Genomic DNA, 16,870 nt, shown 5'->3' with positions numbered 1-16,870 from the left:
GCGGCCTCCAACCACGGGACGATGCGGTCGACGAACTGCGCCGGCGACATCTCGCGGATGTAGACGCCATTGATCCAGTCGAGCTTCTCGACATCGAAGATGGCGGGGTTTCGGGAGATTCTGTCCAGCGAGAAGCTCTCGGTGAGCGTCTTGGCGTCGATGATGGTGGTTTCGCCATCTAGCGACCAGCCGAGCAGAGCCAGGTAGTTCATCAGCGCCTCGGGCAGATAGCCCATCTCGGCGTAGGCCTCCACGCTTGTCGCCCCATGGCGCTTTGACAGCCGCTTCCCGTCCGGGCCCCATATCATCGAGAGGTGCGCGAAGCTGGGCACCGGCACGCCTAGTGCCTCGTAGACGACGATCTGCTTGGGAGTGTTGGAAAGGTGGTCGTCCCCGCGGATCACGTGGGTGATCTCCATGTCGGCGTCGTCCATGACAACCGCGAAGTTGTAGGTGGGCGACCCGTCGGTTCGGGCGCACACGAAGTCGTCGACGTTGTCCGCCGCAAACGTCGTCTCGCCGCGAACGGCGTCGATGAAGGTGATGTCGCCGCGGTCCTCAGGCACCTTGAGGCGCCAGACGTGTGGCACACCGGCCGAGATGCGTTCTTGGGCCGTCTCGACGCTTAGAGAGCGGCAGGTGCCGTCGTAGCCGGCAAAGCCGCCCCGCTCCCTGCCCTCGGCGCGCTTGGCTTCGAGGGTCTCGGCAGAGCAGAAGCACGGGTAGGCGTGCCCCGTGGACTTGAGTTGCTCCAGACCGGCGGCGTAGCGATCGAATCGCTGCGTCTGGAAGTACGGGCCGAACTCGCCGCCAACCTCCGGGCCCTCGTCGTAGTCCAGCCCAAGGAACTTCATAGCTCGGATGATCGCCTGGGTGTTGGCCTCGGTCGACCGCTCGGGGTCGGTGTCCTCGATGCGGAGGACGAACGTGCCACCGAGATGCCGGGCGAACGCCCAGTTGTAGATCGCCGTGCGGGCGCCACCGATGTGCAGATGGCCCGTGGGGCTCGGGGCGAATCGAACTCGGACGTTGTCGGTCACGATGCTCCTAGGAGTCGGTCGGGGACGGGGATGGTGTGTTCGACGAGAGTGGCTCGAGGTTGCTATGTGTCCAGGTCCATCGCACACGCGTTGGACTTGGTGAGCAGCCACCACGCGATCGCAACCGCGAGCAGCAGTACCGCCATGCCGGCGGCCGTGGCTAGGTAGTTCGCAGCGCCCTCGAATACGATGAACTTTCGAGCCACCGCAACCAGCGCAGCCTCGAGGACGGTCGGAATCACGTTCTCGTGCTTCATGTACGCGATCGTGACGCGGAAGAGTTCGACGAGGATGAAGACCTGCAGCACCTCTGCCAAGACCGCCGTGAACTCGCCGTGAGTCAGGGGAGTTCCCGCGGTCGCCGCCAACCACATCTGGATTCCCAGAGACGCGAGCGCGCCCAATGCCAGTGCGGTGAGGGCGACCGCGACGAGCACTTCGATGCCGATGATTCCCCAGTGCAGAATCTCGACGAACTTGTCCATCGCTTTGCTTTTCGGCTTATCCATGGCTTCCATGTTACCCGACCTCGCCGCGTGTGGCTCTTGGCGAGGAGCCGAGGCGTGGTATACACTCGGCAAGCTCATCAAGAGGCAGCTGCGCGCCAGCTGCAGAGGGTCGAGGGACCGAGCCCGTAGACACCCCGGCAACCGACGGCCAAAGCGCCGCACGGTGCCACATCTCGGCAGGCGAAATGGCCTGGAAGATGAGGGAAGAGCTGCGCGCGTGCCGGTATGCGCCTTCAGCGAAGCCCCCAGTCTGCCCAGGCGGGGGCTTTTTTGTTGCCCCGCAACGGACAGCGGCCGCTCACGCGGTTGCCACGAAGGAGGTTCAAGTGCCCAAGCGCGAGTACCTGTTCACATCGGAGTCTGTGACCGAGGGTCACCCGGACAAGATGTGCGATCAGCTATCTGACGCCGTCTTGGATGCGATCATCACACGGGAGGCGGAGCTGGCAGCAGAAGGCTTCGAGACGTCGGCAGGCTCCAAAGCCGCCCCTGAGTACGTTCGCTGCGCGGTTGAGTGCTTCACCACGACCGGCCAGATCATCGTCGGTGGCGAGATTCGCACGCACGGCTATGTCGACATCCCAACGATCGTTCGCGACGTCGTCAAGGACATCGGCTACAACCGGGCCAAGTACGGCTTCGACGGCGAGACTTGCGGCGTGCTCGTGGGCGTTCACGAGCAGAGCCCCGACATCGCGCAGGGCGTCGATGAGTCCTTTGAGGTACAGCACGGCGAGGGCGTCGACCCGATCGACCTCGTGGGTGCCGGCGACCAGGGCATGATGTTCGGCTATGCGGTCAACGAGACCTCGACGCTCATGCCGATGCCGATCTACCTCGCGCAGCGCCTTGCCGAGCGCCTGACGGCGGTTCGCAAGGCCGACGTGCTCGACTACCTGCGCCCCGACGGCAAGACTCAGGTGACCGTCAAGTACGTCGACGACAAACCCGTGTCGATCGAGAAGATCCTCATCTCGACGCAGCACGCCGACGGCGTGGACATCGAGAATCTGCTGCGACCCGACCTGATCGAGCACGTCATCAAGCCGGTCTTCGACGAAGAGGGCCTCGAGTACACGGACGCCGACATCTACGTCAACCCGACCGGCCGCTTCGTCATCGGCGGCCCTATGGGCGACACCGGCCTGACCGGTCGCAAGATCATCGTCGACACCTATGGCGGAATGGGTCGCCACGGCGGCGGCGCGTTCTCGGGCAAGGACTGCACGAAGGTCGACCGCTCGGCCGCATACGCCGCTCGTTGGGTCGCCAAGACCATCGTGGCGGCTGGTCTGGCCGACCGCGCCGAGATCCAGCTCGCCTACGCCATCGGCGTCGCGCACCCGCTGTCGGTCATGGTCGAGACGTTCGGCACCGAGAAGGTACCGGTCGAAGACATCGAGGCTCCGGTCGCGAAGACGTACGATCTGCGCCCCGGGGCGATCATCCGCGACCTGGATCTGCGTCGCCCGATCTATCGCAAGACCTCGGCATACGGCCACTTCGGTCGCGCCGATAAGGACTTCACGTGGGAGCGCACTGACCGCGCTGCCGCACTGGCCGAGGCCGCAGGCCTCGTCAAGTAGCTTCGACTCGCACTGTTCGAAGGCCACCGGCGCGATAGCGTGTCGGTGGCCTTCTGTATGCTGAGCAAGCATCACTCACCGCAGAGTTCAATGGGGGCATGGATTGCTCGTCGCGCGGGTCATCATCGACATAGCCACCAGGGAGCTCGATGCTCCGTTCGACTACCTCATCCCTGAGGGACTCGCGGGCATTGAGGTGGGCTCCTGCGTGCTCGTCGACTTCGCGAATCGGCCTGCTGTGGGCTACGTCGTCGAGATTGTCGCCGAGAGCAGCTTCGACCGACTCAAACCGCTCGTCTCGCTGCTGGGTGGCCCGTACTTCGATTCGGTCGGCGCCGTGACTGCGGCTTGGATTGCCGAGAACTACGTGTGCCCGCTGTCTGAGGCGGTCAGGCTGTTCACGCCTCCAGGAGGGGCTCCACGGGCGATCAAGGTTGCCACTGACACGGGAGAGGCTTGGACGCTCCGTCGGGCTGGTGTCGGGCCAGTCGACGACCGATGGGCGATGTTGGCCCCGGGCGCAAACGAGTTCAAGCCTTCTGCGCGCGCTACGTTGCAGCGAGCGCTGCTCGACGCCCTGCGTGCGGGTCCCGTGAGAGTTGCCGAGCTCGCCGCGGACCTCGGGACGGTCGATGGTGCCCTGAAGCGCCTGGCCGAGGCCGGAGCGGTCCAGATCGAGCGGCGGCGACGGCATCGAGACGCGCATGTGCGGGAGAAGTCCGCCCCGCGCCCACTGAAACTGACAGACGGACAGACCGATGCGCTTGCGGCGATCTCCTCGGCAATGGAGAGAGGCGCGGGCGACGTACTGTTGCTCGACGGCGTCACGGGGTCGGGCAAGACCGAGGTGTACCTACAGGCCATCGAGAAGGCGCTGGGGTGCGGCGGAACCGCCTGCGTGCTTGTGCCCGAGATTTCGCTTACTCCGCAGACGGTCGGCCGCTTTCGTTCGCGTTTTGGCGACGAAGTAGCAGTTCTGCACTCTCGGCTCTCGGCGGGCGAACGCTTCGACCAGTGGGACATGGTGCGACGCGGTGAGGCGCGAATCGTCGTTGGCGCGCGGTCTGCGCTCTTCGCGCCGCTACGCAACCTGGCGCTCATCGTCATCGACGAAGAGCACGAAGGCTCCTACAAACAGAGTTCCGCCCCGCGCTACCACGCCCGCGACGTGGCGGCGAGAATCGCGCGCGAGTCCGGGGCCACGCTCGTGCTGGGCAGCGCCAGCCCCTCTATGGAGTCGCGTCACCGTTGCGAGACGGGCGAGTGGACACGCATCGAGCTGGCTGAGCGAGCGACTGGGGGGCCGCTGCCCCCTGTGACGGTCGTGGACATGACCGCCGAGTTCGCCGATGGGCACCGCTCGATGTTCTCTCGGCCACTGATTGCCGGCTTGCAGCGCGTCGCCGAAAGGGGCGAGAAGGCCGTTCTGTTCTTGAACCGGCGGGGCTTTGCGTCATTCCTCTTGTGCCGCGAATGCGGGTTCGTCCCCGAATGCGAGGCCTGCTCGACGTCACTGACGTACCACGACGTAGGCAAGAGGCTGGTGTGCCATCACTGTGGTGCCGTGCGACCGGTACCTGCCAAGTGCCCCCGGTGCGGCAGTCCGTACTTGAGGCAGTTCGGTGCGGGCACGCAGCGCGTGGAGGCAGATCTCGGCAGCCTGCTGCCGAATCTGCCCATCGTTCGTATGGACGCTGACACGACGCTGGGCAAAGGGGGACACGAGCGCGCGCTTGCCGAGTTCGAAGCGCTGAGCTCCGGGGTGCTTCTCGGCACGCAGATGATCGCAAAGGGCCTGGACTATCCCGAAGTCACGCTCGTCGGTGTGATCAACGCCGACACGACTCTGCATCTCCCGGACTTCCGAGCCGGAGAACGCACGTACCAGCTCCTCGAACAGGTCGCTGGCCGAGCAGGACGCGGACGTGAGCCGGGGCATGTCATCGTGCAGACGTACTGGCCCGATCACCCGGCTATTCGTGCCGCTGCAGCACACGACCCGAGCATCTTCTACGACCTTGAGGAGGCGGAGCGCCTGGCTTCGGGCTACCCGCCCTACGGCCGTCTGGCCAACGTGTTGGCGTGGGGCAAGGACCGCGCCGAGGTGGCGCGTGTGTGCGACGCGCTTTCGGCGGCACTGTCCGTTCACCTTGAGCCCGGCTGGGAGTTGCTCGGTCCGAGTCCCGCACCGCTCTCGCGGCTTAAGGGCGTCTGGCGCTGGCATCTGCTGCTGAAGGCTCCGCCTGATGCGGTGCTTGCCCCCGCCCTTCGGGCCGCGCTCAAGGCACAGCCGAAGTCGTCAGGCGTCTTGGTAGCCTGCGACATAGATCCTCTCGACCTGCTCTGAGCACTGCCAGGCCCTGGCGTGTCGGTGTCGGCTGGTATGATTGCTGCATACAGGAGGCCGCCTGCCTCGCAGCAAGCTCACCCACGCGTAGAACCGAGGACCGCTCCGTATGGACGTACTTCAGCACCCCAATCCTGCGCTCAAGCAGGTGGCCTCTCCGGTCGATCCGACCAAGGAGAAGGACCTGCGCGAGCTGTGTAAGACGATGGCGCGCCTCATGTATGAGGCGCCCGGCGTCGGGCTGGCCGCTACGCAGGTGGGAGTTTTGAAGCGCGTCATCGTCTACGACATCGACGAGGAGAAGCGCGGCGTCATCGCCCTGTGTAATCCGCAAGTGGTCGAGCGTGGCGACGAGCTTGAAATCGACGACGAGGGATGCCTCTCGCTGCCTGGGATATCCGTACCGATCGAGCGACCCAGTCGCATCGTCTGCGAGGCACTCTCGCTCAACGGCAACCCGGTGCGAATCGAGGCCGACGGCTTTCATGCCCGGCTGCTCCAGCACGAGATCGACCACCTCGATGGCGTCCTGATCATCGACCGCGCCACACCCGAAGAGCGCAAGGCCGCTCTGGTGCGCTACCGCGAGGCCCGTGAGGCTGGCGCCCGTCCTGGGCAGACAAGCATCTAGAATCGCCTTGTTGAGGGGGAGAGTCCGTGCGCGTCGTTTTCATGGGGACGCCTGAGTTCGCCGTGCCTTCATTGCGCGCCCTTGCGGGTGCGCATGACGTCGTCGCCGTATACACGCGTCCTGACGCTGTGTCCGGCCGAGGCGGCAAGACACGACCCTCGTCAGTGAAGTCGGCGGCTCTCGAGCTTGGCTTGGATGTGCGCGAGCCGGCGACACTTCGCGATGCCGGCACGCTTTCGCTGCTTGCGGGACTCCGTGCCGACGTCATCATCGTCGCAGCTTACGGCCTCATTCTGCCTTCCGCTGCGCTCAATGCCGCTCGACTCGGCGCCATCAACGTGCATGCATCGCTGCTGCCGAGGTGGCGCGGAGCCGCCCCGATCCAGCGCGCGATCTTGTGCGGCGACGAGTTCGCCGGCGTGTCGATCATGCGGATGGAGGAGGGCCTGGACACTGGCCCGTACTGCCTGCAACTCCGCACGTCCATCGACGACCAGGGCGCGGTTGCGCTGACGGAGGGTCTCGCGCAACTCGGAGCTCAGGCCCTTTCGCAGGCCCTCCCATGCATTGCGGACGGATCGGCCATCTGGACGGCCCAGGACGAGCACCTGGTCACCTACGCCGAGAAGATCGCGAAGCACGACGTTGCCCTGAGCCCTGATCTCACGACCGTCGATGCTTTGCGCCGGGTCCGTGCGTCTTCACCCACCGCCCCGAGCCGTATTGTTCTTGGTAGCCGAGGCGTTACGGTCATGGCGGCCAGGCCCGGCGAGGTCGTCCTTGCACGCGGGGCAGTCGCCTGCACGAAGTCCGCGCTGTCGATCGGCGTCGCCGATGGCGCCATCGAACTGACCGAGATCAAGCCTGACGGCAAGGTCGTCATGGATGCGTGTGCGTGGGCTCGCGGAGTTCGCGACCTCGATGCCGCGCAGTGGGGAGCAGCACTATGACCGCCAGCATGGCTCGCCGGGCCGCACTCGACGTGGTCGCACGCGTCCGGGAGCGCACCGGCTACGCGCATGAAGTGCTCGACGCTCGACTGCGCAGCTCCAAGCTGTCGTCCTCAGATGCCGGTCTGGCCACGCGCTTGGCGTACGGCACGCTGCAGACTGAGGGCACGCTCGACGAGGTTCTCGACCGCTATCTGGAAGGCAAGAAGCTGGAACCGCGCGTGCGAGATGCACTGCGCCTCTCGGCATACGAGATCCTGTTCATGCACACGCCATCACGCGCTGCGGTTCACCAGGGCGTCGAACTCGTTCGCGGCCTGCGGCCTCAGGCCGCCGGCATGGCCAATGCCGTGCTTCGCCGAGCAAGCGAAGACGCCGAGACCTTCCCGTGGGGCGATCCGGAGACCGACACCGCTGCCTTGGCGCGGCTGTACGGCCACCCGCTCTGGCTCACTGAGATGTGGGTCGACGAGCTGGGCCGGGAACACGCTGCGGAGATGCTGGCGGCGAACAACGAGCCCGCGCCGCTCTACGTCGCGATCAATCCTTTCGCCCCAGACCGAGGCGCAGTAAGCGGTGCCCTGCAGAAGGACGGAACGGCCGTCGTCTCCTGTCCGGTCCCCGGCTGCTTCGAGCTTGCCGAGGGCGCCGCCGCCGTGAACGGCTCGGCGATTCGCGACGGCATTGCGCTGGTCACGGATGCCTCGGCGCAGTTTGTTGCGGGACTCGTGCCGGCGCTTCCGGGCTCGAGCATCGTCGAGATCGGTTCTGGCCGAGGCACCAAGACGATGCTGATCCAAGGCCGGGCCATCTCGGCGGGCGGCCCCGCTGAGATCTACGCGGTCGACCTGCACGAGTTCAAGGCTCACCTACTCGAACAGCGGCTCGAACGATTTGGAGTGCCCGGCGTGCACGCGCTGATTGGCGACGCACGAGATATCGCCGCGATTCCGGGCATTCCGGCGCCAGCAGGAGTTGACGTGGCGTTCATCGACGCACCCTGCAGCGGGCTGGGCACGCTTCGCCGGCATCCCGAGAAGCGCTGGCGAGTGGCAGCGGCCGATATCGAGGCGTTGGGTTCGCTCGGCGGGGAGCTGCTGGCGCAGGCGGCCTCGCTTGTTCGTTCAGGGGGTGTTGTGGTGTACTCCACTTGCACGGTCGCCCGGCGTGAGAACGCCGAGGTCGTGGAGTCGTTCTTGGCGACCGAGCTTGGAGGGGAGTTCCGCCTCGAAATGCTCGGCGACGGCGTTCCCGAGGTCTGGCGGCAGTTCATCACCGCTGAGGGGTACTTCAGTTCGTTCCCGGTCTCCGGAGCCCCTGATGGTCACTTTGCGGCCCGACTCGTGCGCGATGCCAGCGCACGCTGAGAGATCGACTCTGAAGTAAGCCGCGCTACCGCCGCGAGACGGTCCCTATCCCACACATATCGCGTGTGGACTGCCCCGCCTAGGGCTCGAAGCGTCGAAGGCCCCGCAATCGCGGGGCCTTCTTCACGTTGGTCGCTGGCTTGGGAGGGTGCGGGGGATTGGACTCAACTTGCTGCGGGGCACTCGGCGCAGGTGGACGATCCCTCGGTCTTGGCCGGGCAGGCCGGCGCCTCCGTCTTGGGAGTTGCCTCGGAACCCTCTTCTTTGGGACGAGGCCGGTAGTCGGTGTTGTGGAACCCGGTACCTTTGAATGCGACACCGACGGGGGAGAAGACCTTGCGCGCTGGTGCGCCACATGACGGGCAGCAGACGTCGTCTTTGGCGTTCATCGGGCGCGTGACCTCGAACGTCTCGGCGCACTCGGTGCACTTGAAGTCATATGCGGGCATATGATGAATGCTCCTTCTTGGGCGGAAGATGGCACGTGAAGTGCGGAGAAGCAGCTTACATACCATCTCCACAGGCGGCAACTTCGCTTCGTATACACTGATGCGGCTATGAACACATTCACTCAAGACAGCCTATATGGCGACGACTCACTCGACGATTCCTCAACCGACGGCGACGCCGCGGAAGTGAGCGAGACGGACGAGTCTGAGGCCACGGACAACGACGCCACGGACGCCGGCGAGGCGCACGACGCCGAACGCGCTGACTACTCTGAGGCCGACGCCACGCCCGAGCACATGACGCAGGTCTTGACCGACCCAGGCCAAGAGGCTGTCGACGCGTTCTTCGGGCCCGTTCGACTCGATCGGCCGCGACTCGATCGGCCGCCGCTGATTCCTCGTGCCGTGTGGATCACGCTCGGCAGCATCGCACTCATTGCGCTCCTCGCGATAGGCGGGTGGTTTTGGTCCACTAGGCTGGCCACCATCAGCGTGCCTTCGGTGACCGGCATCGACGTGGGCGTTGCCCGTACCCGCCTGGCCGACCAAGGGCTCAAGCTCGCCATCTCCGAGCAACGGTTCTCGACGCAGCCTGCCCAGACGGTCCTGTCCCAGACGCCTGACGCGAACACCCAGCTGAAGCAGGGCGACACCGTGACTGTGATCGTGTCGACGGGCACCGAGCAATTCGCCCTGCCGGACGTGATCGGCAATGGGCTGCTTCTCGCACAAGGTCGACTCGAGACCAAGGGCCTTGAGGTTCGCGTCGAGACTGAGCCATCGCAGCTGCCGAGCGACACCGTGCTCTCAAGCAACCCCGCACCGGGCCAGTCGGTTCACACCGGCGACATCGTGCGGCTCACCGTCGCCTCTCCGGGGCCTACCACCCAACTGCTTCTGCCGTACGACATGCGCGGCGTCACCGTCGTACTCGATCCTGCGCCGGTCAACGACGCTTTAGGCGACGTGCCCCTTGACGTTGCGCGCCGCGTTCGTTCGCTCATCGAGGCGTCGCACGGGGTCGTGCGCACCACCCGCGCGCTCGCCGACACCAGCACGCTCGAGGCCGTACCCGCACGCGCTCAGCGAGCGGCCAACGGCGCCTCAACCGTTGCGGTCGGACTGTCGGCGAGCAATGTGGGTTCCGGCGGACTGGTCGTCTTCTCTCCGTCTCCGGTCCTCCCGCACGCCTCCGAGTCGGCCAAGCTGGCGTCTCGGCTCGCATCGGATCTCGCCACGGAGGCCGGTTCGGTCTCGTCGTCGACGTCAACGACCGACACGGTCCTCGGGGCGACCAACGCTCCGTGGTCGCGCGTTCAGCTCGGCTCGTATGCGTCGCGTGAAGACGCGGCGAAGTTCGCAGACCCGAACTGGGAGGACGAGGTGGCGCGCGCCATCTACCGCTCCATTGGGGCTCTGTACGGTCGCAAACCTGCCGGCAGCTAGAGAGCATCCTCGCCTGCACGATTGCGCGTCGGCGCAATCTAGGCAAGAATGCTGCCAACTGAAAACCGTGTCGGGAGCTGCCAGAACGCGGCGGCTGAGAGGCAGAGGCGACTTTGCGACCGAGAAGACGGTCCCGGTAATGCGGGGCCCGCACGACGGCTCGACGCCTCCGAAGGCGTCATGTCGCCAGATCTTCGGCGCTCCCAACACCCTCAAAGATGGGATTGGCATGCGCTCGCAAAGAATCCTCACCCTGGTCGAGATTGCGCTCACGATCGCCCTGTCGGCGGTGTTGAGCTTGGTAGCCGCTCGTCTACCTATCAATGTGGCTGGCGGCACGATCTCCTTCGCGATGCTTCCGATCCTCGTCCTCGCGCTTCGGCGCGGGGTCTGGGCAGGGGTGATCGCTGGAGTTGGTTTCGGCATGATCGACTACCTCATCGAGCCGTTCTTCGTCGCCTACGCACAGGTTGTACTTGACTACGGGGTCGCGTTCGCGGCTGTAGGGCTCGCCGGTCTGGGATCGGGAGTGTACAAGCGCGCGGTGCTTGCGAACCCCAAGACCGGCCTTGTTGCAGCGCTACCGTTCATCTTGTTGGGCGGGGTCGGGCGCTTTGGCGCGGCGTGGCTGTCCGGCGTGATCTTCTTTGGGCAGAACGCGCCAGCCGGCCAGGCCGTGTGGCTGTACTCGCTGGTCTACAACCTGAGCTACCTCGTGCCCTCGCTGATCCTTTGCATCGTTGGCGCCGCCCTCGTGCTTCCGGCCCTTGAGACGGCCGTCCCTTCGACGCCGCGCGTGGCGGTGCCGACATTGTGAAGGCACTCTTGGTCGCTGCAGCGCCGGTTTCCGGGTCGGTGCCCCTTGTCGCGCAACTTGCCTCCGGGAGCGACTTGGTTATCGCTGTGGATGGCGGCGGCGGCGTGTGCTTGGACGCCGGCGTTACCCCCGACGTCGTCCTTGGTGACTTCGATTCCTTGCCCGCCGAGCAGCTGGAGTGGCTCCGATCGCAGGGTACTCGCGTGGTCGAGTTCTCGGCCAAGAAGGACGCGACGGACCTGGAGCTCGCCCTGACAGAGGCACGAGCCGCCGGCGCCACGCGGGTGGTCGTCACGTGCGCGACAGCTGGACGTCTCGATCACACCCTCGCCGTCATGGGAGCGCTGGCACGCTCGGCGGACCTGCGACCTACGATCGTCGAGCCACAGCTGGCGGCGTGGGTGCTGTGTACCGACGCCCGCTGCGAGCTGCGACTGGGCCTGCCCGGGACCACGTTGTCACTGGTTGCGCTGATCGGCTCGGCGGTGGTCTCGGCAACCGGCGTGGAGTGGCCGCTGGATCGGGCGATGCTGTCCCCGTTGTCGGGGCTTGGCGTGAGCAACGTCGTGACCAGCGACGACGGCTGCGTTGTGACCGTCCACGAGGGCGTCCTGCTGGTACTCGCTCCGCAGTTTGCGGGCGCGCAGTCGGGCGCACCGTGAGTGGCCCGCCGAGCCTTGCACAAGGGGTCTATACTTGGCGTACTGCTGAGATCTAGGGACCGGACGACGCATGCATGTTGAGTCACGCACTGATTCCCGCAGGCTTCCGGGCATGCTGCCTGCGCTCCCCGCATGCGCAGTTCGGACGAGTACCGTGGCGAGCTGGCGATTCAGTGACCCAAACGCAGCCCTTTCTCCGACGTCCGCGTGCTCACACTCCCGCGTAGCGTGCACAACTCGCGTCTTCTCGGCCACAAGCTCGCTAAGCGACGACTACGAGCCACCGAGTCAGCTCCACGCGGTCGCACCGATCACCACTTCGGCCGACAAGCGTCGCACGATTCGGCTCCCCAGCGGCGTCGAACCATCCGAGGTTGTATGTGCGCTGCTCGACAACGCATCGTCGGCCGGCGAGGCTATCGCGGCTCACGTGTGGCTGGTAGACGAAACGACCGGCACACTGCGGCTCATTCACGCCGAGGGGCCGTCTCGGCCGGACTCCACACCAGTGCCGATAGAGGGCACCGTCCTGGGCTCGGCCTCAACGCTTGGGGTCGCGCAGCTCGAACCGATTCTTCGCGTTCGCACGACAGAGTCCGATTCCGTCGTGTGGCGCTACGCACTACCGCTGGTCGCCGGCGAGTCAACGGGCGTTGCTGCGGTCGACTTCAAGGGTCCGAAGCGTCCAGACACCGAGCGGCTCACGCCGGTTGCCGGAGCGATGCGTGGGATTCTGGCCGGCGCGCTGGCGCTTCAGGTCGCCCGGACCGAGACCGCCGCCGCGCGCGCACTCGCCGAGACCTCGCGCGATCTGGCACGCATGCTCGATCCCGACGACGTTATCTCCATGACGCTCGATCGCGCGATGGCCCTGGGCGGCGCTCAAACCGGAAGCGTCATGTTGCTGGGCGCCGAAGGGCGCATGCGCATCGCTGCATCGCGAGGCCTGCCGCCCGACGTCGTCGAGGTAGCTGACGTAGCGGAGGGCGAGGGGATTGCGGGCTGGGTACTTGCGAGCAAGCAGTCGCTGGTCGTAGAGGACCTGGACAACTCGAGTTCGGCAAACAGCCATCGCCACGGGGTTCGCTCGGCGGTGTGCGTGCCGATCGCGGACGATGACGGCGTCCTGGGCGTTCTGAATGTGGGGAGCCGAACTTTCCACGCGCGCTTCTCGCAGTCGCATCTGCTGGCGCTCGAGTCGCTCGGGCGCACGACCGCAGTCGCACTTCGCAACGCACGTGCTGCTTCGGTGGCCCGCGATCTGTACTTCGACACGCTCAAGGCACTCGCAATCGCGATGGAGGCAAAGGATCCGTACTCCTTGGGCGCGACCGACAAGGTACTCGATTGCGCTATGACGCTGGGCGAGGCGATGGCCCTTCAGCCCACCGAGCTCGATGCACTGCGCGTTGCGGCGCTGCTGCACGACATCGGGATGACCGCCGCAGGAGACGTCGTTTCGGTTCGAGACAGGCAGCTGTCGACGGTCGAGTGGGGACTCCTTAAGGTCCATCCGGTCATAGCCGCTGAGATCCTGGCCAAAGCGCCGGCATTGAGCGCAGCCGTACCGATCGTCTTCCATCACCACGAGCACTTCGACGGTGGTGGCTATGTGGGAGGCATCGCCGGCGCCCAGATTCCCATCGGCGCGCGAATCCTCGCCGTCGCCGACGCCTACATCGCAATGATCTCTCCACGTCCGTACCGCAGTGCCCTGACGCGCTCTCAGGCGATCGCCGAGCTTACCGAGCACGCAGGGTCTCAGTTCGACCCGGCCGTAGTGCAGACCTTCACCGAGCTCTTGGGGGCGGGCCGCATCGCCGCGTCACGCCCCGGGTAGTCGCTCGGGCGCGCCTGGTGCCAATTCTTCTCGCCTACGCGAAACGGCCGCCCCATCGGGACGGCCGTCGGCAGTTTGAAACTGGGAGAACCTAGGCGCGGGTGACCTTGCCGGCCTTCATGCACTTGGTGCACACGTTGACCTTCTTGACGTGACCGTTCAGGACCGCCGTCACACGCTGAATGTTGGGACGAAAGACGCGGTTGGTCACGCGGTGCGAGTGGCTGACGTTGCGGCCAGCGACCGGGTGCTTACCGCAAACTGCGCAAACCTGAGACATCTAGAACGCTCCTTGTGGCTGTTACGACCGGGTATCCGGCCGGGACTATTCCAGTGCAAAGTGCAGGCAATGCTAACACAGGCTCTCAGCTGCCGACAAGAACCGCACCGCCATAGCCCGGCGGGCCGGCTTCGCTATACTGGATTGCGGCTTCTGGTAGAGGTGCGTCGCGCGTAGCCGCTGCGTACACCATAGCTGACTCCGAGCACCTTCGACGTATTAGCCGAGGAGGACTGAGCAATGCCCAAGCCTGTTCCAGGCTGTGTGAACATCGCGAACGACGTTCTTGCCGACCTGTCCGGTTATGCCGCTCTTGAGAGTTACGGCATCGTCGGCATGGCGAGCCAGACGCTCCGCGACGGCGTGGCGCAGCTCCTGCCTGCCGCTAAGTTGCGCAAAGGAGTCAAGGTCGTCTCTACCGACGAGGGAATCGTTGCCGACCTCTACGTCATCATCGAGTTCGGAACCAACCTCGCCGAGGTCTCCCACAATCTCGCCAATCGTGTCCGCTACGTGCTCGAGAATACTGCGGACGTCAGAGTGGCCAACGTCGATGTGCACGTGCAGGGCGTCAAAGTCCGCACGCCGTAAATCACGAGACCCTCGGAGCCGATCAAATGACCGCATCTCGATACCTTGCGCTCGTGTCCACCGCTGCGCAGGCGCTCAAAGACCGAAAAGAAGAGGTCAACCGACTCAACGTATTCCCGGTGCCCGACGGGGACACGGGCACCAATATGTCCCTGACGATGGACGTGGTCGTCGCTGAGGTCGCCAAGCTGGGCCCTGACGTCGATGCCGAGGCGTTGTGCCACGCGATCACCCACGGGTCTCTCATGGGCGCTCGCGGTAACTCGGGAGTCATCCTGAGCCAGATTCTGAGAGGCCTGTGCGAGGGCGTCGACGGTGCCGAGATCTACGACACCGAAGTCTTGGCCGCTTCACTGGAGCGCTCGGTCACCGTTGCCTTCCAGGCCGTCCGAAAGCCGGTGGAGGGCACCATCCTTACCGTGCTTCGCGATACCGCTGAGGCGGCGCGCAGTCTGGCAGATGCCGATGTGGCACTCGAAGAAGCACTGTCCAGCGCAAGTGCCGCCGCCTTTGAGTCCGTGCGACGGACGCCTGAGCTTCTGCCCGTGCTCAAGGACAACGGAGTCGTGGACGCGGGCGGCTTTGGGCTCGCGATCCTCTTCGAGGGCTTCGTGGCGGCGGCGCTCGGCCAGGAGATCCAGATTGCCGACGTCTCGATGGCCGCAGGTGGCCTCAAGGTCGTGCCCGTCGACGACTGGGACGACAGCGAGTATCTCTACTGCACCGAGTTCCTGCTCTTCGGACCCGAGATCAAGGCCGAGGAGATTCACGACTTCGTCGCCTCAGTTGGTGGGAGCGAGCTCGTTGTCGGAGCCGATGGCGAGTTTAAGGTCCACGTTCACACCAACGACCCCGGCTCGGTGCTCGCGCACATGACGTCGGTGGGCGAGATCGCCGAGGTCCACATCCACAACATGCGCCGCCAAGCCGAGACGCGCGATGCGATCATCGCAGCCGAGCCGGACGAGTCGGCACTCGGCGAGCGCAAGCCGCTCGGGTTTGTCGCCGTCGCGGCGGGCGAGGGCCTCGTTCAGATTCTGAAGTCCCTCGGGGTAGACGAGGTCGTCTCGGGCGGGCAGACCATGAATCCCTCGACCGCCGATCTGGCCGAGGCGATTCGTCGAGTGCATGCCGAGAAGGTCGTTGTGCTCCCCAACAACAAGAACATCATCATGGCGGCCACGGCTGCTGCGTCCATCGCAGACAAGCCCGTCGCGGTGGTGCAGACCACGTCGGTCCCCCAGTCGTTCGCCGCACTGTTGGCTGGGGACGAGGACGGCGACCTGGACTCCATCGTCGCGGCGATGACGGAGGCCGCCGAGAGTGTGCGCACCGGCGAGGTCACGACCGCCGTCAAGGACGCCAAGGGCAAGGTCGGCGCCATCAAAGCAGGCCAGGTCATCGGCATCGTCGACCACGAGATCGAGGTTGTCGGCGACAACGTCGACGAAGTCGCAACCAGGCTTGCCGAGATACTCCTTGACGGGGGAGAAGAGACACTGACCCTCCTTGCGGGCGAGGGCTTCTCCGACGAGCAGCTTTGCGCTCTGGCCGCTCGCATCGCAGAAGTGCACGACGACGTCGACATCGAAACGCACCGCGGCGAGCAGCCGCTCTACCCGATCATCATGGCCGCCGAGTAGCGAACGTACATAGGAGCACGCATGCCAAAGGTCGGTATCGTCACAGACAGCACGTGCGACATTGAACCCACCGACCTTGAGGCCATCGGCGTCAAGATGGTGCCGCTCACGGTCCACTTCGGTGACCAGCACTATCGCGACTGGATCGATCTGCGCCCCGACGAGTTCTACCGCAAGCTCGAGGCCGCCACGGCTCTTCCCACCACATCCCAGCCGTCTCCGGCCGAGTTCGCCGCCGCCTATCGCGAGTTGGCTGCCGAGGGCTGCGAGGAGATCGTCGTCGTGACGCTATCGGCCGCGCTTTCCGGGACGTACGAGTCGGCGATGCTCGCGGCCAAGGATGCGCTCGTCAACGTGCGAGTGGTAAACGGCAAGCGCGCTTCGCAAGGTACTGCGCTGATCATGCTTGCCGCCGTCGAGGCTCGGGACGCGGGGATGACCGCCGAACAGATCGAGGCGCGCGCGATTGCAGTCGCCGCCGCCTCCCGTCTCTTCTTCTTGCTGGACACGCTCGATTACTTGGTCAAAGGCGGTCGAGCAGGCAAAGCGACCGGACTAGCCGCGTCGCTGCTCAACATCAAGCCCGTCCTCGAGGTCAACGCCGACGGGATCATCGAGCCGTTCAAGAAGGTTCGAGGCCGTCAGCAGGCCGTCGCAGCCCTTGCGCTGCATGTCGCAGAGGAGTCCCGCCAGCGCGGCCGGCTGCGCGTGT

General features: G+C 65.4%; 16 protein-coding genes. 12 read left to right on the top strand and 4 right to left on the bottom strand.

From position 1 onward, the window contains the following. Both gltX and P4L93_03135 read right to left on the bottom strand, forming a co-directional pair. The coding region (gene gltX / locus P4L93_03140) for a glutamate--tRNA ligase (GenBank protein ID MDR3685943.1) at positions 1-1,040 on the bottom strand (1,040 nt) is incomplete at its 3' end. 62 nt (positions 1,041-1,102) lie between these two features. Then, positions 1,103-1,549 carry a phosphate-starvation-inducible PsiE family protein gene (locus P4L93_03135; protein MDR3685942.1) on the bottom strand — a complete coding sequence of 149 codons (447 nt, stop codon included), beginning with the start codon at positions 1,547-1,549 and terminating at the stop codon, positions 1,103-1,105. Positions 1,550-1,875: 326 nt separating this feature from the next. Here P4L93_03135 and metK point away from each other — a divergent pair, with 326 nt between their 5' ends. The 5 genes from metK to P4L93_03110 all read left to right on the top strand — a co-directional run bounded on the left by metK (position 1,876) and on the right by P4L93_03110 (position 8,430). Next, entirely contained in the window at positions 1,876-3,135 is a 1,260-nt protein-coding gene (metK, locus tag P4L93_03130; GenBank protein MDR3685941.1) for a methionine adenosyltransferase, read from the top strand. Between the two features lie 103 nt (positions 3,136-3,238). Continuing rightward, complete coding sequence (gene priA, locus P4L93_03125; GenBank protein MDR3685940.1) at positions 3,239-5,482, top strand: primosomal protein N'; 2,244 nt, start codon at positions 3,239-3,241, stop codon at positions 5,480-5,482. A gap of 109 nt (positions 5,483-5,591) precedes the next feature. Further along, positions 5,592-6,113 carry a peptide deformylase gene (gene def / locus P4L93_03120; protein MDR3685939.1) on the top strand — a complete coding sequence of 174 codons (522 nt, stop codon included), beginning with the start codon at positions 5,592-5,594 and terminating at the stop codon, positions 6,111-6,113. Between the two features lie 26 nt (positions 6,114-6,139). Further along, positions 6,140-7,063 carry a methionyl-tRNA formyltransferase gene (fmt, locus tag P4L93_03115; GenBank protein ID MDR3685938.1) on the top strand — a complete coding sequence of 308 codons (924 nt, stop codon included), beginning with the start codon at positions 6,140-6,142 and terminating at the stop codon, positions 7,061-7,063. Then, positions 7,060-8,430 carry a transcription antitermination factor NusB gene (locus P4L93_03110; protein ID MDR3685937.1) on the top strand — a complete coding sequence of 457 codons (1,371 nt, stop codon included), beginning with the start codon at positions 7,060-7,062 and terminating at the stop codon, positions 8,428-8,430. The genes fmt and P4L93_03110 overlap by 4 nt, the downstream gene beginning before the upstream one ends. Positions 8,431-8,594: 164 nt before the next feature. Here the strand turns inward: P4L93_03110 and P4L93_03105 are convergent, their stop codons facing one another. Beyond that, on the bottom strand, positions 8,595-8,879 hold the full coding sequence (locus tag P4L93_03105) for a zinc ribbon domain-containing protein (GenBank protein ID MDR3685936.1): 285 nt from the start codon (positions 8,877-8,879) through the stop codon (positions 8,595-8,597). A 108-nt stretch (positions 8,880-8,987) separates the two neighbouring features. On the opposite strand from P4L93_03105, the gene P4L93_03100 reads away from it, so the two are divergent. From P4L93_03100 to P4L93_03085, 4 genes are all read left to right on the top strand, one after another. Further along, entirely contained in the window at positions 8,988-10,325 is a 1,338-nt protein-coding gene (locus P4L93_03100; GenBank protein ID MDR3685935.1) for a PASTA domain-containing protein, read from the top strand. Between the two features lie 229 nt (positions 10,326-10,554). Next, positions 10,555-11,142 carry an energy-coupled thiamine transporter ThiT gene (gene thiT, locus P4L93_03095; GenBank protein ID MDR3685934.1) on the top strand — a complete coding sequence of 196 codons (588 nt, stop codon included), beginning with the start codon at positions 10,555-10,557 and terminating at the stop codon, positions 11,140-11,142. Further along, positions 11,139-11,804, top strand: a complete 666-nt coding sequence (locus tag P4L93_03090) for a thiamine diphosphokinase (protein ID MDR3685933.1) — start codon at positions 11,139-11,141, stop codon at positions 11,802-11,804. Before thiT ends, P4L93_03090 begins: the two co-directional genes overlap by 4 nt. A gap of 430 nt (positions 11,805-12,234) precedes the next feature. Next, on the top strand, positions 12,235-13,644 hold the full coding sequence (locus P4L93_03085) for a GAF domain-containing protein (GenBank protein MDR3685932.1): 1,410 nt from the start codon (positions 12,235-12,237) through the stop codon (positions 13,642-13,644). 91 nt (positions 13,645-13,735) lie between these two features. Here the strand turns inward: P4L93_03085 and rpmB are convergent, their stop codons facing one another. Further along, complete coding sequence (gene rpmB, locus P4L93_03080; GenBank protein ID MDR3685931.1) at positions 13,736-13,924, bottom strand: 50S ribosomal protein L28; 189 nt, start codon at positions 13,922-13,924, stop codon at positions 13,736-13,738. A 240-nt stretch (positions 13,925-14,164) separates the two neighbouring features. Between rpmB and P4L93_03075 the strand changes: the two genes are divergently transcribed. From P4L93_03075 to P4L93_03065, 3 genes are all read left to right on the top strand, one after another. Continuing rightward, positions 14,165-14,515: an Asp23/Gls24 family envelope stress response protein gene (locus P4L93_03075; GenBank protein MDR3685930.1), complete on the top strand. Its 351-nt coding sequence runs from the start codon at positions 14,165-14,167 to the stop codon at positions 14,513-14,515. A 26-nt stretch (positions 14,516-14,541) separates the two neighbouring features. Beyond that, a complete protein-coding gene (locus tag P4L93_03070) occupies positions 14,542-16,158 on the top strand; it encodes a DAK2 domain-containing protein (GenBank protein MDR3685929.1) in 1,617 nt (538 codons plus the stop codon). A gap of 21 nt (positions 16,159-16,179) precedes the next feature. Continuing rightward, positions 16,180-16,870: DegV family protein (locus P4L93_03065; protein MDR3685928.1), on the top strand; the 691-nt coding region annotated here is incomplete at its 3' end.

This window comes from Coriobacteriia bacterium (assembly GCA_031292615.1).
Lineage (GTDB): Bacteria > Actinomycetota > Coriobacteriia > Anaerosomatales > JAAXUF01 > JARLGT01.
This window is presented reverse-complemented; position numbering and strand designations above follow the sequence as displayed.